A 20,128-nucleotide genomic window follows, 5' to 3' on the forward strand; every position below is an offset into this window, starting at 1 on the left:
GGCAGGGCCAAAATTGCAAGTACGGTACGGATGGGGATATAGTACACGAATGGATACTATTGGAAAATCGCGATGAAGCGGAAGGATTTCGGCTGTGGGCCGGGCTGCCCGGTCGAGGTCACGCTCGACCTGATCGATGGCAAGTGGAAAGGGGTCATCCTCTTTCATCTCCAGGATGGCACCTGCCGGTTCGGCGAGCTGAAGCGGAAGATGCCGCGCATCACCCAGCGCATGCTGACCAAGCAGTTGCGCGCCCTCGAGGACGACGGGCTCATCATTCGCAAGGTCTATCCGGAGGTGCCGCCACGTGTCGAATACACGCTGTCGGAGATGGGTGTGCGGCTGCGGCCGGTGATCGATGTGCTCAAGGCCTGGGGCGAGGATTATCGCGCCCGTCAGGTCTCGGCTGCGGCGTAAGGCCAAATCAGCGCCAGGCAGTTTCAAGCCTGCCTGGTTACGGCCAGCCCCGACAGCATCAATCAAAAAGCCCCCGGCGAACCTCGCCGGGGGCTTGTCAGATGTGTTCGCAATCCGTCGGCTGGCGCGTCGCGGCTCAGAAGTTGCGGCGAACCTCGACGGCGCCCTGGTAGAGGTTCTGGTTCTTGAGCTGGAAGGTGTTGCCGACGGCGATGCCCTGGAACGCGCTGGTGGTGGTGAAAGTGCCGTTGAGGTTCTGCATCATCCGCACATAGCTGAACTCGGCCGCGAAGGTCAGGTCCTTCACCGGCGTCCAGGCCGTCCGCGTGCCGACTTCGGCAAGGCTCAGCGCGAAGCTCCCGGTGGCGTTGGTCACGCCGGTGCTGAGGCGGCCGCCATTGGCCGCCGCCAGCAGCAGGGCGTCGCCGGTGGCGCCATAGGAAATGCGGCTGTACGAGCCGAACAGCGACGTGCGCCACGCCGGATTCCAGTAGTGCTCGTAGAACGCGGCCGCCTGCCAGGCATCGCTCTTCTGGATGCTGGTGCCGTTGCCGTAGACGCCGTCGAGCACATAGCCGAAGCCCATGCCGCCATCGCCGATCCTGGCGAAACGGCCGGCGCCGGAGGAGTCGTACGCGCCGCCGAAGACGTATTTGGCGGCGCCGTTGGCGAACGACGCCTGAACCTTCAGGCTGTCGCCCGTGCCGGTCGGCAGGTTCTTCAGCTCGAAGGCGCCAATGACGGCATAGCCCCAGGTCGCGCTCGGATGACCGGTGTCGCTGTCGGTCGGGGTGTAGTAGGTGCCGTGCACCTCATGCGCCGCGGCGCCGACATGCAGGCTGCCCCAGGCCTGGTCGAGCCGCAGGTTGGCCACGACGTCCGGCACATGGTCGCCGCCCTGGGCGTTGCCCTGGAAGGTGTTCGCGACGGCGCCGTAGCTGGTGGTGGCGCCGCCGAACGGGCCGAGCAGCGCGTTCGATCCGCCGAGCGAGGTGTTGACGACGCCGGCCGAGCGGTAGGGCTGGGCGTCTTCGAGCGACAGCGTCGCCGACACGCCGTTGCCGAACTCGGCGGTGTAGGCGAGCTGCGGAATGCCGGTGTCGTTGTGCGAGCCGGACAGGGCGCCGGTGGTGGTGCCGATGATCGGCTTCGACAGCGCCCACTGCGGATCGAATTCGGACACCGCCTTGCCGAACGTGAAGCCGGCGAACTGGATGAAGAGGAAGTCATTCTCGATGTAGCCGCCGGCGATGCTCTCGCGGCCCTGCGAGAAGTCGAACAGCAGGCTGGCGTAGGTGCGGACGACGCCGTACTCGGTCGCGGTGCGGGTGTCGACGTTCAGGTAGGCACGCTCGCGCGTGGCGTAATAGTTGCGGTTGTACGAGCCCGCGCCGCCGGCGCCGCCCTGGAAGAACGGCACATCCCAGGGATTGCCGTTGAAGGTGGTGCCGACACGAATCGCGCCGCCGATGCGGATGCAGGTGTCGGTGCCCGGAATGTAATAGAAGCCCGCGCCATAGGCCGTGCAGATCTTGACGTACTCGATCGCCTTGGCCTTGACCGGAAGGTCGGCCGCATGGGCTGTGGTCAGCGTCGCCAGACCGGCAGCAGTTCCAAACGCAAGGGTTTTGAGGAGACCGGTGTGGTGACGACCCATGTAACGCCCCTGTTTGATCGCAGGCGGATCAGCCTGCTCTGACAATGGATGTTACAGCAAAGCGGTCTGCGACAGTTTGTCAGGTGCGGTGCGTCAATTGAAAAAGGTCAGCTGTGGCACTTTGGCCCCACCTGGGGCGGCGCGGTGAGGGGATACCTGCCGCGGTTGCGACAATGCGATGACGTGCGCCATTCCATTGGCACAAAGCCCCGCCCAAAAGGAAAGACCTCCGGCGGGGCATCGCCGGAGGTCCCTGGAGGTCAACAGATGGTCCGCCGGAGCGGGCTTCCTTGTTGACGAACTCTGAGATCAGAAGCTGCGCGTGACCTGAACGTGGCCCGAGTAGATGCTCTGATCCTTGAGCTGGAACGTGTTGCCAGTCGCAACGCCCTGGAAGGCGCTGGTGTTGGTGAACGTGCCATTGAGGTGCTGGTCGAGGCGGGTGTAGTCGAATTCCGCCGCAACGGTCAGGTTCTTGACCGGATCCCACGCGGTGCGGGTGCCGAACTGCATCACGCCGAAGGCGAAGCTGCCGGTGGCATTGGTGACACCGGTGCTCAGACGGCCGCCATTGGCGGCAGCGAGCAGGAGGGCGTCGCCGGTCGAGCCGTAGGAGACGCGGCTGTACGAACCGAACACCGAGGTGCGCCAGGCCGGGTTCCAATAGTGCTCATAGAAGCCGCTGACTTCCCACGCGTCGCTCTTCTGGATCGAGCCGCCGGTGCCGTAGACGCCGTCGAGCACGTAGCCGAACGCCATGCCGCCATCGCCGATCCTGGCGAGACGACCGCCGCCGGCCGAGTCAAAGGTGCCGCCGAACACGTACTTGGCAGCGCCGTTGGCGAAGGTGGCCTGCACCTTCAAGCTGTCGCCCACGCCGGTCGGCAGGTTCTTCAGCTCAAACGCGCCGATGACAGCGTAGCCCCAGGTCGAGTTCGGGTGGCCGCTGTCGCTGTCGGTCGGGTTGTAGTAGGTGCCGTGCACTTCGTGCGCCGCGGCGCCGACATGCAGCGAGCCCCAGGCCTGGTCGAGGCGGATGTTCGCGACGACGTCCGGCACATGATCGCCGCCCTGGGCGTTGCCCTGGAAGTTGTTCGAGGTGACGCCGTAGGCCGAGGCGGTGCTGCCGAACGGGCCGAGCAGCGCGTTCGATCCGGTCAGCGAGGTGTTGACGACGCCGGCCGAACGGTAGGGCTGGGCGTCTTCGAGCGACAGCGTGGCCGACACGCCGTTGCCGAACTCGGCGGTGTAGGCGAGCTGCGGGATGCCGGAGGCGTCGTTGGTGCCCGAGAAGAAACCGCTGGTCGAGATCAGCGGCTTCGACAGCGTCCACTGCGGGTCGAACTGCGACACCGCCTTACCGAAGGTGAAGCCGGCGAACTGGATGAAGATGAAGTCGTTCTCGATGTAGCCGCCGGCGATGCTCTCGCGGCCCTGCGAGAAGTCGAACAGCATGTTGGCGTAGGTGCGCACGACGCCGTACTCGGTCTGGGTACGGGTGTCGAGGAACAGCGTGAAGCGCTCACGCGTCGTGAAGTAGTTGCGGTTGTAGGAGCCTGCGCCACCGGCGCCGCCCTGGTAGAACGGCACGCCCCACACGCCGCCGTTGATCGAGGTGCCGACGCGCAGCGCACCGCCGATGCGGATGCAGGTGTCGGTACCCGGGATGTAGTAGAAGCCTGCGCCGTACAGCGAGCAGACCTTGACGTACTCGACCGCCTTAGCCTTGAGCGGCAGATCAGCGGCCTGTGCACCGGTCAGCGCGACGAGGCTCGCCGCGGTGCCCAGAATAAGGCCCTTCATCGTAGTCATATTAGAAACCTCCAGATCAGTCGAATGGGCGGTCGTGATGCGCATCAGCGCTCTCTGATCCGCCCGCGAATCCGTCGTTCGACTCTCGCGCCGCCTGTCGCGGCAGGGCGAGAGGTTTGGACGAAACGACATCGAAGGGTGCCCCCCTGCGTCGCAATCGGGTCCATATCGAAACGGGTAGGTCAATTCAATTAGCGAACTTAGTTATATTCCTTTGTGATGATCGTTGTGGCGTCGTGGACACAGTTTTGTACAAGGTTGTCGCGCGGCATGGCTGACATGCGTTTGCCTCTGGAAAACAAGGCCATTGATGCAGCGTCTTGATGCTGCTGCACAAACGATCTGCACTGCGCTGGACATACGTGCGCTGCGGTCAACATGTCTCAGGGGAGCGATGAAACGACTGTCATATTCGCCTGCGATAATACGATCGTGAGCTGCATCGCATGCCAGCGGTGTTGATTGAAAAATGCATCGCATGCGCGCTCCGCGATTGCACCGCAAGCAGGCGCGTCCAGGCTCAGCGTCACCGCCGCACGAATCGTTTGCCGTCATCGAATTGTCATGTGGTCGCGGCGATGCCCGCGGATTTGGGGCTGTGTCCGTCGCGCGCGGAAGGACGCGACAGGCCGGTCTGGCCGGATGATCCGGCGTCCACCCCTGCTCGAGCGGGAGAGGCCGTCCGGTGCGGCTGCAAAACCGCGCGGGCGAGCCTGCTGGGCCGCGCCGCTAAGCCATTTATATGACAGTTTTTTTGGGCTATCCTGCGCGGCAGCACTGCTTCGCGGCCGATCTCACGGAGCGGGCCAAGCCGCCGCAAGGTGGCCGGCCGGCCGAGACCGCAGCTCCGTGCCCCGCCGACCCGGGGTGCGGGAGCCGCATCGCCATGTGCTCTCCGGAACACGTGCTCTCCGGAACATGTGCTCTCTGGAACGAGTAAAAAATTCCACGAACCACGCTTTTTGCAGGACGGATTGATGACGCGCCTTTCACAGCTCTTCGCGCCTCTGGCTTTCTCGACCCTGGTGCTGGCGGGGGCGCTAGCGCCGACCACGCCCGCCCGTGCGCAGGACCGCGTGGTTCCGAGTTCGGCGAGCCAGCTGCGGCTGTCCTACGCGCCGATCGTCCAGCGCGTGCAGCCGGCGGTCGTCAATGTCTACGCGGCGAAGGTGATCCAGAACCGCAATCCGCTGCTCGACGATCCGATCTTTCGCCGTTTCTTCGGCGTGCCGGGCCAGCAGCCCGAGCAGATGCAGCGCTCGCTCGGCTCGGGTGTGATCGTCGACGCCGGCGGTCTCGTCGTCACCAACAACCACGTCATCGAAGGCGCCGACCAGGTGAAGGTATCGCTCGCCGACAAGCGCGAGTTCGAGGCCGAGATCGTGCTCAAGGACAGCCGCAGCGATCTCGCCGTGCTCCGGATCAAGGATGCCCGCGAGCGCTTCCCGACGCTCGAATTCGCGAACTCCGATGAGCTGCTGGTCGGCGACGTGGTGCTGGCAATCGGCAATCCGTTCGGCGTCGGCCAGACCGTGACCCATGGCATCGTCTCGGCGCTGGCGCGCACCCAGGTCGGCATCACCGACTATCAGTTCTTCATCCAGACCGACGCCGCGATCAATCCCGGCAATTCGGGCGGCGCGCTGGTCGACATGAACGGCCGGCTCGCCGGCATCAATACCGCGATCTTCTCGCGCTCCGGCGGCTCGCAGGGCATCGGCTTTGCCATTCCCGCCAACATGGTGCGCGTGGTGGTGGCGTCCGCCAAGAGCGGTGGCAACGCGGTGAAGCGGCCGTGGCTCGGCGCGCGGCTGCAGGCGGTGACGCCGGAGATCGCCGAGACGTTGGGGCTGCCGCGGCCGACCGGCGCGCTGGTGGCGAGCGTCGTGTCCGGCAGTCCCGCGGCGCGTGCCGGCCTGAAGCTGTCGGACCTGATCCTGTCGATCGAAGGCCAGGCGATCGACGATCCCAACGCCTTCGATTACCGCTTCGCCACCCGCACGCTTGGCGGTACGGCCGCGATCGAGGTGCAGCGCGCGGGCAAGCAGGTCAAGCTGACGGTGCCGCTGGAGACCGCGCCGGACAGCGGCCGCGACGAGATCGTGCTGAAGTCGCGCTCGCCATTCCAGGGCGCGACCGTCGCCAACATCTCGCCGGCGCTCGCCGACGAGCTGCATCTCGACGGCAGTGCCGAGGGTGTGATCATCATCAGCTTTTCGGATGACGCGCTCGCCGCCAATGTCGGCTTCCAGAAGGGCGACATCATCACCCAGGTCAATGGCCAGAAGATCAGCCGCACCGCCGACCTCGAGCGCGTGACCAAGGAGGGCAGCCGGTTGTGGCGCATCACGCTGCAGCGCGGCGGCCAGCAGCTGTCGGTCGTGCTCGGCGGTTGAGCGTGAAGCGGCCGCAATCCACGCCGTCGCTGTTCGCCGCCGCCGGCCTCGAGCAGGACGCGCCGCGTCCGCTGCCGGAGCGGCTGCGGCCGCATGTGTTGTCGGATGTCGTCGGCCAGGAGCACATTCTCGGTCCCGACGGCGCGCTGACGCGCATGCTGGAGACGCGCACCCTTGGCTCGCTGGTGTTCTGGGGACCGCCGGGCACCGGCAAGACCACGGTGGCGCGGCTGCTTGCCGACGCCACCGCGCTGCATTTCGAGCAGATCTCGGCAGTGTTTTCCGGCGTCGCCGATCTCAAGAAGGTGTTCGATGCCGCGCGCGCCCGTCGCGAGATGGGAACGGGCACGCTGTTGTTCGTCGACGAGGTCCATCGCTTCAACCGGGCGCAGCAGGATTCCTTCCTGCCGGTCATGGAGGACGGCACCGTGGTGCTGGTCGGCGCCACCACGGAGAACCCGTCGTTTGAGCTCAACGCCGCTCTTCTGTCGCGCGCGCGCGTGCTCGTGTTCCGCTCGCTCGATCCGGCCGCGGTCGAGCGGCTGTTCGCACGCGCCGAAGAGGTCGAGGGCCGGCGGCTGCCGCTCGATGCGGAGGCCCGCGCCGCGCTGGTGCGCATGGCCGATGGCGATGGCCGCGCCGCACTGACCCTCGTCGAGGAGGTGTGGCGCTCGGCGCGGGCCGACGAGATCTTCGACGCCGCGCAGTTGCAGGACATCCTGCAGCGGCGCGCACCGATCTACGACAAGTCGGCGGATGGCCACTACAACCTGATCTCGGCGCTGCACAAGTCGGTGCGCGGCTCCGACCCCGACGCGGCGCTGTACTATCTCGCGCGCATGTTCGATGCCGGCGAGGACCCCTTGTTTCTTGCGCGCCGCGTGGTGCGGATGGCGATCGAGGATGTCGGCCTTGCCGACCCGCAGGCCCTCGTGGTCGCCAACGCGGCGAAGGATGCCTACGATTTTCTCGGCAGCCCGGAAGGGGAACTGGCGATCGCCCAGGCGGTGATCTACGTCGCCACCGCGCCGAAGTCGAACGCCGCCTACACCGCCTACAAGGCTGCGATGCGCACCGCCAAGGAGGCCGGCTCGCTGCTGCCGCCGAGGCACATCCTCAACGCACCGACCAAGCTGATGAAGTCGGAAGGCTACGGCGGCGGCTACCAGTACGATCACGACACGCCTGAGGGCTTTTCCGGGCAGGATTATTTTCCGGAAGAGCTGGGACGCCAGACCTTCTACGATCCGCCGGAGCGCGGCTTCGAGCGCGAGGTGCGCAAGCGGCTGGAGTACTGGGCGAGGCTGCGCGCCCAGCGCGGCTGACGCCCGCCGAAGGGGATCGCAATCCTGCGTCGCACGGGACGCAGGCTGCAACATAAACCCGCCATGCTCCGGTGTCAGACTTTCGCTTCTCAGGCTTTGGGGGGCGAACTCTGACGATGGAGCGTCCGATGTGCGACTATAGCCTGCACCATGTGGCGTCGCGTCCGGCCAAGGCCGGCGACAAGCTGATCTCCAAATCGTTTTCCGGATCGGTCACGCGTGGCTTCGGCGACGCGATGGACCCGGCCACAGCGGTCTGCCTGCGTCCGGGCACGGAGCTTGCGTTCGAACGCGACGTTGAAATCGAGCCGCGCCTGCTGCTGTGGCGCCGACGCAGGATTCCCTATCGCGTCGCGCGCTTCCGGCAGATCGATATGGACAGGCCGAGCACCCACCACGACGCGCTGGAATTTCCCAACGGCCAGGTGGTGCTGCTGACGCGGCTGCTCGAGGGCCAGGGTGCGACCGTGCTGCAGATGCCGGCGACGCCGATCGTCCGCGACGATCACATGCATGATGCACAGGAGATCGCCGCACCGCCCGCGCGGACGGCTGCTCGGCGGTGGTGGCGCGCGCCCGAAACGGTGCGCTGATCGCGGGCCGTGATGGTTCAGGGCCAAGGACCGGCGTGGGGCCGGCCTTGGTGCCGTGGAGTGTCGTGTCTATTTTCCCGATGCCGTGAATGCCACGATCTGGCTGGTCAGGCTGATATCGGAGGTGTTGATGGCATACACCTCCGAGATATGGCTGTGGTCGGCGAGGACGGCGGTGCGGGCGCAGCCGCGCTCGCTCTTGCACAGCTGCTCGGTCAGCAGCTTGTACTGCTGCTCGAACGGCGGCGGATCGAGTTCGGCCATCATCACCAGCAGCGGCAGCTTGCCGCCGACGAGGCCGGCAAGGGAGGAGCGTTGCGCATAGGTCGCGGCGTCGTCGCCGAAATAGGCGAGTTCGAACTTGCTGAAGGAAAGCGCCGTGAGGTCATAGAGGCCCGACACCAGGATGGCTCCGGCGAGACCAACGCCCTTCGGGCCATGGAACTCGGGATGTGACACATAGCTTGCCACATGCACCGCGCCGGCCGAATGTCCCATCAGGTAGACGCGTGCACCGTCGCCGCCGCGGCTGCCGATATTGTCGCCGACCCAGCGCACCGCGGCGCAGACGTCCTCGGCACCCGCCGGCCACGGCGCCTGCGGCGCGAGGCGATAGGTGAGGTTGACGCCGATGAAGCCGTTCTTGGCCGCCCAGGCCGCGACATTGTCGTTGAACGGCGTGCCCGGCGTGTGCTTGTCGCCGGCGACGAAGCCGCCGCCATGCACGAAAATCAGCACCGGGCGTGGGCCGCCGCCCACCGTCTCCGGCGTGAACACGTCGAGGCGATGGCGCTCGGCGGAGCCGTACTTGATGTCGCGTTCGATCCGGATGCCGGGGAACGGCTCCTGCTGCTGCAGCCGTCCATAGATGGCGCCGACCTTGGGTGGGTCGATGACGCGGCCCATCTCCTTGAGCTGCGTGGCGATGTCGGGCGGCACGCCCTGTGCCGCGGCGGCGCCGGTCAGCAGCAGCGTGGCGGCGGCAAGGCGGGCGAGGGGAGCGAGCAAGGGCGAGGCGGGCATCGGTCGGCGTTTCCCTGATAAGGCCCCGGATGGCTCCGGGTGTTGTTGGAATGCCCGACAATGCAATGGAAAATCGTTCATTTGCAACGATTTGACCGTGACGCTGCGCTGCTTTTGCGCTAGGGCAAAGAAATTGTGCGGACACGGTCAAAATCGCAAGACCACCGCGCCTGTCGCCCATCACCAGAGCAGAGATCATGAGCCGTCGGGTCAAGAGGCCGCTGCAGAAGTCATCGGGATCCGCCGCGGGCCGTGGCCGCATGGAGCGGCCGGCGGCCAAGGGCGCCGGCAAGGGGCCGGGCAAAGGCATCGGCAAGGGTACGGGCAAGGGCGCCGACGCGCGCGGCGGCCGGGCCGCAGCCCGCGGCCGTGCGCATGACGATGAGCGCGCCGCCGCCAGGCCGGCTGGCGCCAAGCCCGCAGGCGCGAGGTTCGGCGGTTCGAAATCCGACGGCTTCAAATCCGACGGCTTCAGATCTGAGGGCTTCAGATCCAACGGCGCCAAGCGCAGCGGACCCGCGCGCGATGGCGGTTCGCGCGACGGCGAGGGGTCGCGCGGGTCGGACAGCTTCCACGAGCGCCCGCGCACCGCGTCGCGGCCGGCTGCGGGCGGCAAGCCGCCTCGTGCCGAGAGGCCGCCACGGGATTTTGACGAACGCGCGCCGGAGGCCGCACCGCCGCCGCTGCCGACCAAGGTGCAGACGGTGACCGTCACCGCCGACGAGAACGGCATGCGGGTCGATCGCTTTCTCGAGGCGCGTTTTCCCGGCCTGTCGTTCTCCCACATCCAGCGCATCGTGCGCAAAGGCGAGCTGCGGGTGAACGGCCGGCGCGCCGACAGCAAGGACCGCCTCGAGGAAGGCATGAGCGTGCGCATTCCGCCGCTGCGGCTCGACGCGCCGAAGGGCGGGCCGAGCGAACTGTCGGAAGCGCAGCAAAAGACGCTCGACGCGCTCAAGGCGATGACGCTCTACGAGGATGCCGACGTGCTGGTGCTGAACAAGCCGGCGGGCCTTGCCGTGCAGGGCGGCTCGGGCACCACGCGCCATGTCGACCAGATGCTGGAGGTGATGCGCGACGCCAAGGGCCAGCGGCCGCGCCTCGTGCACCGCCTCGACAAGGAGACGTCGGGCTGCCTGCTGATCGCCAAGACGCGCTTTGCGGCGTCGGCGCTGACCGGCGCGTTCCGCTCGCGCTCGGCGCGCAAGATCTACTGGGCGCTGGTCGCCGGCGTGCCCAAGCCCAAGCAGGGCCGCATCTCGACCTTCCTCGCCAAGGAAGAGCGCGAGGACGATTCCGTGATGCGGATCGCCGAGCATGGCGACGACGGCGCGAGCCATGCGGTGACGTATTACGCGGTGGTCGAGACCTCGGCGCAGAAGCTCGCCTGGGTGTCGCTCAAGCCGGTGACCGGCCGCACCCATCAGTTGCGCGCCCATATGGCGCACATCGATCACGCCATCGTCGGCGACCCCAAATATTTCAACAAGGAGAACTGGCAGCTGCCGGGCGGCCTGCAGAACCGCCTGCATCTCTTGGCGCGCCGGATCGTCATTCCGCATCCGCGCGGCGGCTTCATCGATGCCACCGCGCCGCTGCCGCCGCACATGCAGCAGTCGTGGAACCTGCTGGGGCTGGAAACCGATCGCTTCGATCCGATCGAAGAGGCGCCGGAGGAATGAGCTTGCGCGCAGGCCGCGCCGTCCCGATATGCTGAGCATGCGATTTGCAATTGCAGTTCTGCTGGTTGCCGCCACCGCCATCGGTGCGCAGGGTGCGTCCGCACAGTCGTCGCTCGGCCTCGGTCCGACGCCGCCGTCCATGATCATGCCGCCGCCGCCGTCACCTCCGCCGCCGAAAATCGAGGTGCCGGTGGTGCCGAAGATGAATGCGCCGCTGCCGCCGCCGAAGGCCAACCTGCAGTCGCGCGGCTCGTTCAGCGATCGCGTGGCGCCGTGTCTCGATCAGGGCGCAGCGGCGGGGCTTGGCCCCAACGAGCGCGCCGCGTATTCACGCGGCTGCGCCAATCAATAGGACCGCGCTCGATGCGCGTTGTGAGGACCTGATGCGGGAACTGTTCGACGAGGTCGCGGGACAATCGCCGCTCGATCCCAATGAGGCGGCGCGGCAGTCGTCGCGCCCGCAACTGCGCAAGCGCTTTTATACCTCCGCCGGCGTCGTGGCGGCGGATGGGGGCCATGCGGTGGTGCTGGACGGCCGCACGATCCGCACGCCCGCCAAGCAGCCGCTGGTCGCGCCGTCGCAGGTGATCGCCGCGGCGATCGCAGCTGAGTGGGACGCGCAGCAGGATGTCATCGATCCCTCGTCGATGCCGCTGACGCGGCTCGCCAACAGTGTGATCGACGGCGTTGCGCCGCGCGCCGCTGAGGTCGCTGACGATATCGCCAAGTACTTCGGCACCGACGCGCTGTTCTATCGCGCCGACCATCCGCAGGCGCTGGTGGCGCGGCAGGCCGAGCACTGGGATCCGGTGCTGTTCTGGGCCGCCGAGGAGCTCGGCGCGCATTTCATCCTCGCCGAGGGCATCATGCATGTGCGCCAGCCGGACGCGGCGCTCGCCGCAGCGCGGGCGGCGCTGCCGCAGGATGCCTGGCGGCTCGGCGCGCTGCATGTCGTGACGACGCTGACCGGCTCGGCGCTGCTGGCGCTGGCGCTGCTGCGTGGCCGGCTCGATGCGGAAGCGGTGTGGACCGCGGCCCATGTCGACGAGGACTGGAACATCGCCCAGTGGGGCGCGGACGAAGAGGTCATCAGCCGCCGCGCCGCGCGCCAGATCGATTTCAGGGCCGCCGCGCTGGTGCTGGCCTGAACCGGTTCCGCGGTTGGAGCCGGCGGCCTCGTTGCTGCGAGCGGGGGCATCGCGGGTAGTCTTAACGACAGATTAACGGCGTGTGCCTAACGTGACCGCGAAACGAGGCGCGCATGCCGATTTCGATCACTCAGGTCTTTCCTGTCGTTGCCGCCCAGGAGGCGGCGCCGGATGTCGTGCTGCAGCCGGGATCGGTGGTCGATGCGCGCGTGCTCAAGGTGCTCGACGACAGCCGCGTGCGCATCGCGATCGCAAGCCTCGCCATCGATGTGTTCAGCGAAGTGCCGCTGCAGGCGGGGGCGGCCCTGCAGCTTGCGGTCTCGCAGACCACGGACGGGCTGCGCCTTGCGATCGTGCCATCGGCCGATCCGGCCGCGACGGCGGCATCGGCTGCGGTGACCGACGTGTCGGCCATCGCGACGCCTCGGCCGGCCTCCGCTGCGGCAGCGGTGCTCACGCCGGTCGAGGAATTGGCCGTCACGGCGGCGGCGCAGAACGCCGCGGCGCGGCAAGCGGGGCTGTCGCCGCTGTTCGCCAACACCGCTGCGGCCTCCGCCGGCCTGCCGGACCCGCTGCAGCAGGCGGCCCGGCAGTTGCTCGCCATGCGCCCCGTGCTCGATGGTGGCCTCAGCGGCAACGATCTCAAATCCGCTTTCCAGAATTCCGGCCTGTTCCTGGAAGCCAACCTCGCGTCCGGGACGGCGTCGCAGGCGAGCCAGGGCCTGCCGGACCTCAAGGCTGCGCTGATCGTGTTCCGCGAAACGCTGGGGAACTGGCTTGATCAGGCTGCGCCGCAGGGCAGCGCTGCCGCGGCCGTGCCGCAGGGCGGCGCCGCGGCCCGCCTGTCGGTCGGGACCACCCCTGACGCCACGGCGTCGCTGGTGCCGGATATCGATGTGGAGGAAGCCTATCTGCCCAAGGCGCTGCTGCCGCTGGCGGAGGAGTTCAACGGCGGCCAGATCCTGCCGCCCGGTGCTCCGCTGCAGAGCGCCGCGGCGCGGGCGGCGGCGGTGACGGCGGCGCTGAACCTGCTGCAGGAGGCGAACGGCGCGGTTCCGGCCGGCGTGGCCGATGTGTTGCGACGCATGGTCGGCGGCAAGCCCGTCACCGATCCAGCGCAGGTGCAGGCGCAGCGTCTGCTGCCGGTGGATGATCAGGCGACCGCCCACAGCAGCCTGCCACCGCCGCCGCTGCGCGGCGGCGCGCCGAGCGCGCAGGCGGTGGCCCAGCCCTCCATCGGAGGCGATGCGACGCCGGCCGAGGCGGTGCGCCGCCTGGTCGACGACGCGGACGGGGCGATCGCCCGCCAGACCCTGCTGCAGATCGCTTCCCTGCCGGATCGCGCCGATGCCGGGCGGGTGGATCTCGGCCAGCCGCGCTGGCAGTTCGAGATTCCGTTCGCCACGCCCCAGGGCACCGCGGTGGCCCAGTTCGAGATCGCGCGCGATGGCGGTGGCGGCAAGGCCGCGCCGGTGGCGAGCCGGATCTGGCGCGCGCGCTTCTCGCTCGATGTCGAGCCGGCCGGTCCGGTGCACGCCATGGTCACGCTCAGCGGCGACACCACCTCGGTGCGGATGTGGGCCGAACGCCCGGAGACTGCGGCGCGGCTGCGCGAGACGGCTGGCCAGCTCGGCCAGGCGCTGCGGCAGGCCGAGCTCGAGCCCGGCGATATCGTGATCGGCAATGGCGCGCCGCCACCACCGGCCACGCCGGCGCGCGCCGGACATTTCCTGGACCGTGCCACATGAGCGACGCACCGACCCGTTCACTGGCGGTCGCGCTGCACTATGACAAGACCGGTGCGCCGCGGGTCGTCGCCAAGGGCAAGGGGGCGATCGGCCAGAAGATCGTCGAGGTCGCCAAGGCCAACAACATCCCGATCCAGGAGAACGAGGTGCTGGCCGGGGCCCTGTCCAATGTCGAGATCGGCGACGAGATCCCGGTCGAACTCTACAAGGCGGTGGCGGAGGTGCTGATCTTCGTGCTGCGGCTGTCGAAGCGCGGCAGATAGCCGGGGTGTGTTCCGCGCTCCGTCATTTTTTCAACACGAAATCGGATGTACTGACGGCGACCCCGACAACCGCCTTCGGATTTTGCCTTGATCAGTCGCCGCCAAGCCTTTGCCCTGCCGCTTGCATGTCTGGCCGCCACCGGCCTGCGCACACGGGCCCGCGCCACCGTGGCGCCGATGAAGAACATCATCCAGGGCAGCCTTGCCCGGCATTTCGCCGACAATGGCACGGAAGGGACCTTCGTCGCCTACAAGGTCGAGGACTACACCGTGATCGCGAGCGACGCAGGCCGCTCGGGGGAGCCGCTGCTGCCGGCCTCGACCTTCAAGATTCCGCATTCGGTCATCGCGCTCGACAGCGGCGTCGTGGCAGACCCCGACAAGGATGTATTCCCGTGGGACGGCGTCACCCGCTTCATTCCCGAATGGAACAAGGACCATACCCTGCGCTCGGCGATGGCGGCCTCGGCCGTGCCGGTCTATCAGGAGATTGCCCGCCGGATCGGCGCCGAGCGGATGCAGAAGTACATCGATGCCTTCGATTACGGCAACCGCGACATCGGCGGCGGCATCGACCGCTTCTGGCTCACCGGCAGCCTGCGCATCGATCCGGTGCAGCAGGTCGATTTCGTCGACCGGCTGCGCCGTGATGCCTTGCCGGTGTCGAAGCGGGCGCAGCAGCTGACGCGCGCTATCCTGCCCGAGGTCAAGGTCGGCGATGCGGTGATCCGCTCCAAGACCGGCCTGATCGGGGTCGACGACAAGACCGAAGGCGGTGGCGCGCGCTCCAGCGTCGGCTGGCTGGTCGGCTGGGTGGACAAGGGCGATCGTCCGACGGTGTTCGCCCTCAATCTCGACATCCGCGAGGAGCACCACAATGCCGCGCGCATGAAGCTCGCGCAGGCCTGCCTCACGGAGATCGGCGCGCTGTAGCGCTCCGTTTCAGGCTTGCGCGCGTGCGACGGCGGTGTCTGCCACGCGCCGGCCGGGCAGCGCCAATGCGACCATGGCGGCGAGCAGCGACAGGGCGGCGGCGGCTCCGATCGCGAGCGCAAAGCCGCGGCTGAAATGCGCGGGCGAGGTCGCGTCGCCGCCAAGCGCGAACACGGCGACCCCGAGAGCGATGCCGCACACGCCGCCGAAAAACCGCGCCGTGTTGAAGATGCCCGATGCCTTGCCGAGTTCGGCCGGCGCGACGGCGCCGAGCACGGCGGCCTGTGCCGCCGGCATCGCCAGCGAGACGCCGGCACCGGCGATCACCAGCGGCAGCGCCAGCGCGGGCAGGGCGAGATCCGGTGATGTGCTCAGCCCTACGACGGCAAAGCCGATCGCCTGCAGCAGCGTGCCACCGGCCACCAGCGCCCGTTCGCCGAGCTGGTTGACGAGGCGGCCGCCGAGCGGCGCGAACACGAACAGCGTCGCGGTCCAGGGCAACAGGCAAAGCCCCGTCGCGAACGCGCCAAAACCCTGCGCCGATTGCAGGAACTGGGGCAGGAAGAACACCACGCTGTACATCGCGCCATAGAACAGGAAGCTCGCGGCGATGCCGGCCGAGAAGGTGCGGCTGCGGAACAGCCGCAGCGGCACCATCGGCGCGGCGGTGCGCGCCTCCCAGGCGAGGAACACGAGGCCAAGGGCGAGGGTGACGCCGAGCGCGGCAACGACCTCGGTGCTGGTCCAGCCGACATGGTTGCCGCGCACCAGTGCCCAGACCAGCGCCAGCGCGGCAACTGCTGCGAGCGCAAGGCCGCCGAGGTCGAGCGGCGCCACGGGCCCGAAGCTTTCCGGGCAGGTGCGCAGCACCAGCACGATGACCACGAGACCGACTGGCAGGTTGATCCAGAACACCCACGGCCAGGCGAGGCCGGCGACGATCGCACCGCCCGCGAGCGGCCCGGCGATCAGGGCGAGCCCGGTGATGCCGCCGAACAGGCCGAGCACCCGCCCGCGCTGGTCGGGCGGGAACGCCGCGCCGAGCAGCGCCATCGCCAGTGGCATCACCAGTGCGGCCCCGATGCCCTGGACGGCGCGGGCCGCGATCAGCATTCCGACATCCGCGGCGAAACCGCAGGCAACGGACGCGGCGACGAACAGCGCGAGGCCGAGGACGAACATGCGGCGCCGGCCGAACCGGTCGCCGAGGGCGGCGCCGGTCAGCAGCAGCACCGCGAAGCTGATATTGTAGGCGTTGGCGGTCCATTCGAGCGTGGCGATGCTGGCGTGGAACTCGCTCCGGATGGTGGCGAGCGCGGTGGTCAGCACCAGTGCGTCGAGCGCGACCATGAACGAGGCGGTCGAGGTCAGCGCCAGCACCCAGCGCTGGGTGGTCGGCGTGGGGGTGGGCGGAGTGGTTCGTGGGGCGGTGGTGGTCATCGGCGGCGTCCTGGAGGTGGGAGGGCTGCACCGGTGAAGACGATCCGCGGGGTACAAAGGATGCCGGAAAAAATTCGCCGGGCGTGGAATCCTTTGGGCGGGCTGCAGCGTCTTCAGACGACGGGACCGGCCGCCGGCCGGTTCCCAAGGCTCAGGGGAGAGACCTCCATGAAACGAACCGTGGTGCGCTACCGGACCAGGCCCGAAATGGCCGCCGAGAACCAGCGCCTGATCGAAAATGTGTTTCTGGAGCTTGGCGCGCGCTCGCCGAACGGCCTGCGTTATGCTGTGCTGCGGCTCGCCGACGACACCTTCCTCCATGTCGTGGAGAGCGAGGGCGAGCGCAGTCCGCTGCCGGATCTGGAGACGTTCAAGGTGTTCACCGGCACCATCCGCGAGCGCTGTCTCGAGGCGCCGCAATTTTCCGATGCCGTGATCGTCGGCAACTACCGGATGATCGGCGAAGGGCGGACCCCATGATGTCCGGACACCAGCCATGAGCCTGTCCGGCGCGGACGGTGGCCGCACCACACTGGTGCAAGCGATTGGTGCGCTGCGGCCGAAGCTGCATCGCTACACCGCGCGCATGACCGGCTCGGCGATCGACGGCGAGGACGTGGTGCAGGATGGCCTGCTCAAGGCGATCGAGGCGCTGCCGCGCGCCGGCGCCATCGTCAATGTCGAGGGCTGGGTGTTCCGCATCATCCACAACACTGCGCTCGACTACCTGCGGCGGCGCGGCCGGCAGGGCGCCCTGCAGGCCGACGGGGATCCCGACGATGTCGCCGATCCCGGCAGCCTCGACGTCGCACCCGACATCGCGGCGACCAGCCTGCGCACCTTCATGCACCTGCCGCCGGCACAGCGCAGCAGTGTCATTCTGATGGATGTTCTCGGACATTCGCTGCAGGAGATCGCGGAGGCCACGGGCCTGACGGTGCTCGCGGTCAAGGCGGCGCTGCACAAGGGGCGCGTGCGCTTGCGCGCGCTGGCGCAGGTGCCGGAGGGGCCACCGCCGCCCCGGCTCGACATGCGGGAGCGCGACCGCCTCGCGGCCTATGTCGCCCGCTTCAACGCGCGCGAGTTCGACCTGCTGCGCGACCTGCTCGCCGACGACGTCCGCCTCGACCTGCTCGGCAAGAACCGCCTCGAGGGCCGCGACCTGGTCGGGCGCTATTTCGGCAACTATGGGCAGATCGCCGACTGGCATCTCGGCGTCGGCCATGTCGATGGCCGGCTCGCGATCCTGGTGGTCGATCCACGGCAGGTTGATGGCGCGCCGCTCTATTTCATCCTGCTGGACTGGGAGGGGGACCACATCCGTCACATCCGCGATTTCCGCTATGCGCGCTATGTGATGACGGAGGTCGCGTTGGCCAGGGACTGAGACCGTGCATGCGGCCCGAGCGCGAAGGCCCTGCGTCGGCCGCGCTGGACAGCCGCCTTGTCGGCAGGGTTGAATGCGGCACCAAGGACAAGAACAGATCGGGAGAGACCGTTCATGACCGCTGCCGCCAAGCCGTCCTACAGGGAGATCGCCATCCGTTACATGGCCGCATGGAATGCGCACGACATTCCCGCGATCATGGCCATGCATGCCGACGACACCAGCTATCGGCGGCACGGCAGCGCTCGGATCTTTCGCGGCAAGGACGCGGTGGCCGAGCAGTTCGGCAAGGACTTTTCGGGTCTGCCCGGGCTGAAGTTCGAGCCGGTGTCGCTGCACGGCAGCGACGACCACTTCGTCGCCGAATCCATCATCACCGCGACCACGCCGGACGGCGCGCCGGTGACCATGGAGCTGGTCGACCTGATCACCCTGCGGGACGGCCAGGTGGTGAGCAAGGACAGCTATTTCGTCACCAGCCGGCCGCCGCGGGACAAGTAGCCGTTCGCCGCTGCGATCCCAGGCGATTGAACCGGTGGCGGCTGATCGGCTACCCATACGGACGTCACTCCGTCCAAAAGGGCCGCCATGAAAGTCACCCTCGATCTCACCGACCTCGTCCAGAGCGGCAAGCTCACCGCGGCGGAGGCTGAGCGGCTGCGCGGCCTCGCGGCGCGCGACACGGTCTCGCTCGGCATCAACATCCTGGTCGGGTTCGGCGTGGTGGCGGTGGCCGCCGGGGCCGGCGCGCTGCTGCCATCGGCCTACACCGCGCTCGCGCTTGGCGTGGTGATGTTCGGTCTTGGCCTTGGCCTCATCATGTCGGGCGCCAAGGCCTGGGAGCTGCTGGCGCAGATCTGCCTCGTGCTCGGCGCGCTGGGATTTTGCGGCGGCCTTGCCATGCTCGATGAGGGCTCGTTGCGGGTGATGCTGCTGATCGCATTGCTGCTTGCGGTGGCCGCGGTGGTGGCACGCTCGGGCCTCTTGATCGCCGCATCCGTGCTGGTGGTCGGCGGCTGTCTCGGCAGCAGCACCGACTATCGCCATGCCATGTACTCGCTCTCCGTCGAGGAGCCGACGCTGACCATCGTGGTGTTCGCGGTGATCGCACTGGCCGGCTACCTCGTCTCGCTGCGGGTAACGGCGGCCTATGAGCGGTTGGGGCTGATCGCGGCGCGCACCGCGGTGCTGATGGTCAATTTCGGATTCTGGGTCGGCTCGCTGTGGGGCGACCGGCTGCTGCGCGTGCGCGCGCTGCTGCACGGCGATCCCTCGATCCTGCACGACTATACCGCGCGCAGCGAATATGTGTCGCCGCTGGTATTCAGCATCGGCTGGGCGGTGGCGCTGCTGGCTGCCGGGGTGTGGGCGGTGAAGACCGACCGTCGCTGGATGGTCAACGTGGTCGCGGTGTTCGCTGCGATTCATTTCTACACCCAGTGGTTCGAGAAGCTCGGCGCCAGCCCGGGGACCGTGCTCGGCGCCGGCGTGCTGCTGCTCGCCTTTGCCCTCGGCCTGTGGAGCTTCAACCGCAAAGCTGCGCCGGCCGTCCCCGCCTGATGCCGCCGTGGCCGGGCCCGGGTGCGCCGGCCGCCGGACAGTTTTCCTCACCGCCGGCCGCGTGCTAGACCGTCTCGAAGGATTGATCCGGCCGGGGCGGGGCAAAGCCGCTTTGAGCCGCGGAGGAGACCCATGAAGGACATCGTCGAGAAGCTCGAGGCCCGCCGCGCCGGCGCCAAGCTCGGGGGCGGGGAGAAGCGCATCGAGGCGCAGCATGGCCGCGGCAAGCTGACGGCGCGCGAGCGTATCGAGCTGTTGCTCGACAAGGGCTCGTTCGAGGAGTTCGACATGTTCGTCGAGCACCGCTCGGTCGAGTTCGGCATGGAGAAGAGCAGGATCCCCGGCGACGGCGTCGTCACCGGCTGGGGCACCGTCAATGGCCGCAAGACCTTCGTGTTCGCCAAGGACTTTACGGTGTTCGGCGGCTCGCTGTCGGAGACCCATGCGCTCAAGATCACCAAGCTGCAGGACATGGCGCTGAAGGCGCGGGCGCCGATCATCGGCCTCTATGACGCCGGTGGCGCGCGCATCCAGGAGGGCGTTGCGGCGCTCGCGGGCTATTCCTACGTGTTCCGCCGCAACGTCCAGGCCTCCGGCGTCATCCCGCAGATCAGCGTCATCATGGGGCCGTGCGCCGGCGGCGACGTCTATTCGCCGGCGATGACCGACTTCATCTTCATGGTCAAGAACACCAGCTACATGTTCGTCACCGGCCCCGACGTCGTGAAGACCGTGACCAACGAG

General features: G+C 67.9%; 19 protein-coding genes. 15 read left to right on the forward strand and 4 right to left on the reverse strand.

Annotated features, from left to right (window positions below):
- Positions 1–72 precede the first annotated feature (72 nt).
- Positions 73–417, forward strand: a complete 345-nt coding sequence (locus AB4Z37_RS31765; protein WP_441520661.1) for a winged helix-turn-helix transcriptional regulator — start codon at positions 73–75, stop codon at positions 415–417.
- A gap of 136 nt (positions 418–553) precedes the next feature.
- Here AB4Z37_RS31765 and AB4Z37_RS31770 read toward each other — a convergent pair whose 3' ends face one another.
- Positions 554–2,074, reverse strand: coding sequence for a porin (locus AB4Z37_RS31770; protein ID WP_441520662.1), 1,521 nt, complete (start codon positions 2,072–2,074; stop codon positions 554–556).
- Positions 2,075–2,383: 309 nt separating this feature from the next.
- Positions 2,384–3,886, reverse strand: coding sequence for a porin (locus AB4Z37_RS31775; RefSeq protein ID WP_441520663.1), 1,503 nt, complete (start codon positions 3,884–3,886; stop codon positions 2,384–2,386).
- A 977-nt stretch (positions 3,887–4,863) separates the two neighbouring features.
- On the opposite strand from AB4Z37_RS31775, the gene AB4Z37_RS31780 reads away from it, so the two are divergent.
- The 3 genes from AB4Z37_RS31780 (at position 4,864) to AB4Z37_RS31790 (ending at position 8,200) form a co-directional block, all read left to right on the forward strand.
- Positions 4,864–6,282, forward strand: a complete 1,419-nt coding sequence (locus AB4Z37_RS31780) for a DegQ family serine endoprotease (protein WP_441520664.1) — start codon at positions 4,864–4,866, stop codon at positions 6,280–6,282.
- The gene (locus AB4Z37_RS31785) at positions 6,279–7,607 is read left to right on the forward strand and encodes a replication-associated recombination protein A (protein WP_441520665.1); all 1,329 of its coding nucleotides are present in this window, start codon (positions 6,279–6,281) and stop codon (positions 7,605–7,607) included. Before AB4Z37_RS31780 ends, AB4Z37_RS31785 begins: the two co-directional genes overlap by 4 nt.
- Positions 7,608–7,735: 128 nt before the next feature.
- The gene (locus tag AB4Z37_RS31790; RefSeq protein ID WP_441520666.1) at positions 7,736–8,200 is read left to right on the forward strand and encodes a hypothetical protein; all 465 of its coding nucleotides are present in this window, start codon (positions 7,736–7,738) and stop codon (positions 8,198–8,200) included.
- A 69-nt stretch (positions 8,201–8,269) separates the two neighbouring features.
- Here the strand turns inward: AB4Z37_RS31790 and AB4Z37_RS31795 are convergent, their stop codons facing one another.
- A complete protein-coding gene (locus AB4Z37_RS31795; protein ID WP_441520667.1) occupies positions 8,270–9,223 on the reverse strand; it encodes an alpha/beta hydrolase in 954 nt (317 codons plus the stop codon).
- Positions 9,224–9,420: 197 nt separating this feature from the next.
- Here AB4Z37_RS31795 and AB4Z37_RS31800 point away from each other — a divergent pair, with 197 nt between their 5' ends.
- The 6 genes from AB4Z37_RS31800 (at position 9,421) to AB4Z37_RS31825 (ending at position 14,997) form a co-directional block, all read left to right on the forward strand.
- Complete coding sequence (locus AB4Z37_RS31800) at positions 9,421–10,905, forward strand: RluA family pseudouridine synthase (protein WP_441520668.1); 1,485 nt, start codon at positions 9,421–9,423, stop codon at positions 10,903–10,905.
- A gap of 37 nt (positions 10,906–10,942) precedes the next feature.
- Positions 10,943–11,257 carry a hypothetical protein gene (locus AB4Z37_RS31805; protein WP_441520669.1) on the forward strand — a complete coding sequence of 105 codons (315 nt, stop codon included), beginning with the start codon at positions 10,943–10,945 and terminating at the stop codon, positions 11,255–11,257.
- A 31-nt stretch (positions 11,258–11,288) separates the two neighbouring features.
- Positions 11,289–12,053 (forward strand): ATP12 family chaperone protein, encoded by a 765-nt coding sequence (locus AB4Z37_RS31810; RefSeq protein ID WP_441520670.1) that lies wholly within the window; start codon positions 11,289–11,291, stop codon positions 12,051–12,053.
- A 113-nt stretch (positions 12,054–12,166) separates the two neighbouring features.
- Positions 12,167–13,801: a flagellar hook-length control protein FliK gene (gene fliK / locus AB4Z37_RS31815; RefSeq protein WP_441520671.1), complete on the forward strand. Its 1,635-nt coding sequence runs from the start codon at positions 12,167–12,169 to the stop codon at positions 13,799–13,801.
- The gene (locus AB4Z37_RS31820; protein ID WP_441520672.1) at positions 13,798–14,064 is read left to right on the forward strand and encodes an EscU/YscU/HrcU family type III secretion system export apparatus switch protein; all 267 of its coding nucleotides are present in this window, start codon (positions 13,798–13,800) and stop codon (positions 14,062–14,064) included. Before fliK ends, AB4Z37_RS31820 begins: the two co-directional genes overlap by 4 nt.
- 87 nt (positions 14,065–14,151) lie before the next feature.
- Positions 14,152–14,997 carry a penicillin-binding transpeptidase domain-containing protein gene (locus tag AB4Z37_RS31825; protein ID WP_441520673.1) on the forward strand — a complete coding sequence of 282 codons (846 nt, stop codon included), beginning with the start codon at positions 14,152–14,154 and terminating at the stop codon, positions 14,995–14,997.
- A 9-nt stretch (positions 14,998–15,006) separates the two neighbouring features.
- Here AB4Z37_RS31825 and AB4Z37_RS31830 read toward each other — a convergent pair whose 3' ends face one another.
- Positions 15,007–16,437 (reverse strand): MFS transporter, encoded by a 1,431-nt coding sequence (locus AB4Z37_RS31830; protein ID WP_441520674.1) that lies wholly within the window; start codon positions 16,435–16,437, stop codon positions 15,007–15,009.
- A 33-nt stretch (positions 16,438–16,470) separates the two neighbouring features.
- Between AB4Z37_RS31830 and AB4Z37_RS31835 the strand changes: the two genes are divergently transcribed.
- The 5 genes from AB4Z37_RS31835 to AB4Z37_RS31855 form a co-directional block, all read left to right on the forward strand.
- On the forward strand, positions 16,471–16,917 hold the full coding sequence (locus tag AB4Z37_RS31835) for a hypothetical protein (protein ID WP_441520675.1): 447 nt from the start codon (positions 16,471–16,473) through the stop codon (positions 16,915–16,917).
- A gap of 16 nt (positions 16,918–16,933) precedes the next feature.
- Positions 16,934–17,824 (forward strand): RNA polymerase sigma factor, encoded by an 891-nt coding sequence (locus AB4Z37_RS31840; protein ID WP_441520676.1) that lies wholly within the window; start codon positions 16,934–16,936, stop codon positions 17,822–17,824.
- 114 nt (positions 17,825–17,938) lie between these two features.
- On the forward strand, positions 17,939–18,325 hold the full coding sequence (locus tag AB4Z37_RS31845; RefSeq protein ID WP_441520677.1) for a nuclear transport factor 2 family protein: 387 nt from the start codon (positions 17,939–17,941) through the stop codon (positions 18,323–18,325).
- Positions 18,326–18,412: 87 nt separating this feature from the next.
- Positions 18,413–19,384, forward strand: coding sequence for a hypothetical protein (locus AB4Z37_RS31850; RefSeq protein WP_441520678.1), 972 nt, complete (start codon positions 18,413–18,415; stop codon positions 19,382–19,384).
- A 132-nt stretch (positions 19,385–19,516) separates the two neighbouring features.
- Positions 19,517–20,128: carboxyl transferase domain-containing protein (locus AB4Z37_RS31855; RefSeq protein ID WP_441520679.1), on the forward strand; the 612-nt coding region annotated here is incomplete at its 3' end.

It is taken from the genome of Bradyrhizobium sp. 2TAF24, assembly GCF_052115025.1.
GTDB lineage: Bacteria > Pseudomonadota > Alphaproteobacteria > Rhizobiales > Xanthobacteraceae > Bradyrhizobium_A.

Bases quoted from the DNA above. Each gene is read 5' to 3' on its own strand.
- AB4Z37_RS31765 (WP_441520661.1), top strand. From the start codon at position 73: ATGAAGCGGAAGGATTTCGGCTGTGGGCCGGGCTGCCCGGTCGAGGTC.
- AB4Z37_RS31770 (WP_441520662.1), bottom strand. From the start codon at position 2,074: ATGGGTCGTCACCACACCGGTCTCCTCAAAACCCTTGCGTTTGGAACT.
- AB4Z37_RS31775 (WP_441520663.1), bottom strand. From the start codon at position 3,886: ATGACTACGATGAAGGGCCTTATTCTGGGCACCGCGGCGAGCCTCGTC.
- AB4Z37_RS31780 (WP_441520664.1), top strand. From the start codon at position 4,864: ATGACGCGCCTTTCACAGCTCTTCGCGCCTCTGGCTTTCTCGACCCTG.
- AB4Z37_RS31790 (WP_441520666.1), top strand. From the start codon at position 7,736: ATGTGCGACTATAGCCTGCACCATGTGGCGTCGCGTCCGGCCAAGGCC.
- AB4Z37_RS31795 (WP_441520667.1), bottom strand. From the start codon at position 9,223: ATGCCCGCCTCGCCCTTGCTCGCTCCCCTCGCCCGCCTTGCCGCCGCC.
- AB4Z37_RS31800 (WP_441520668.1), top strand. From the start codon at position 9,421: ATGAGCCGTCGGGTCAAGAGGCCGCTGCAGAAGTCATCGGGATCCGCC.
- AB4Z37_RS31805 (WP_441520669.1), top strand. From the start codon at position 10,943: ATGCGATTTGCAATTGCAGTTCTGCTGGTTGCCGCCACCGCCATCGGT.
- AB4Z37_RS31810 (WP_441520670.1), top strand. From the start codon at position 11,289: ATGCGGGAACTGTTCGACGAGGTCGCGGGACAATCGCCGCTCGATCCC.
- fliK (WP_441520671.1), top strand. From the start codon at position 12,167: ATGCCGATTTCGATCACTCAGGTCTTTCCTGTCGTTGCCGCCCAGGAG.
- AB4Z37_RS31820 (WP_441520672.1), top strand. From the start codon at position 13,798: ATGAGCGACGCACCGACCCGTTCACTGGCGGTCGCGCTGCACTATGAC.
- AB4Z37_RS31830 (WP_441520674.1), bottom strand. From the start codon at position 16,437: ATGACCACCACCGCCCCACGAACCACTCCGCCCACCCCCACGCCGACC.
- AB4Z37_RS31840 (WP_441520676.1), top strand. From the start codon at position 16,934: ATGAGCCTGTCCGGCGCGGACGGTGGCCGCACCACACTGGTGCAAGCG.
- AB4Z37_RS31845 (WP_441520677.1), top strand. From the start codon at position 17,939: ATGACCGCTGCCGCCAAGCCGTCCTACAGGGAGATCGCCATCCGTTAC.
- AB4Z37_RS31850 (WP_441520678.1), top strand. From the start codon at position 18,413: ATGAAAGTCACCCTCGATCTCACCGACCTCGTCCAGAGCGGCAAGCTC.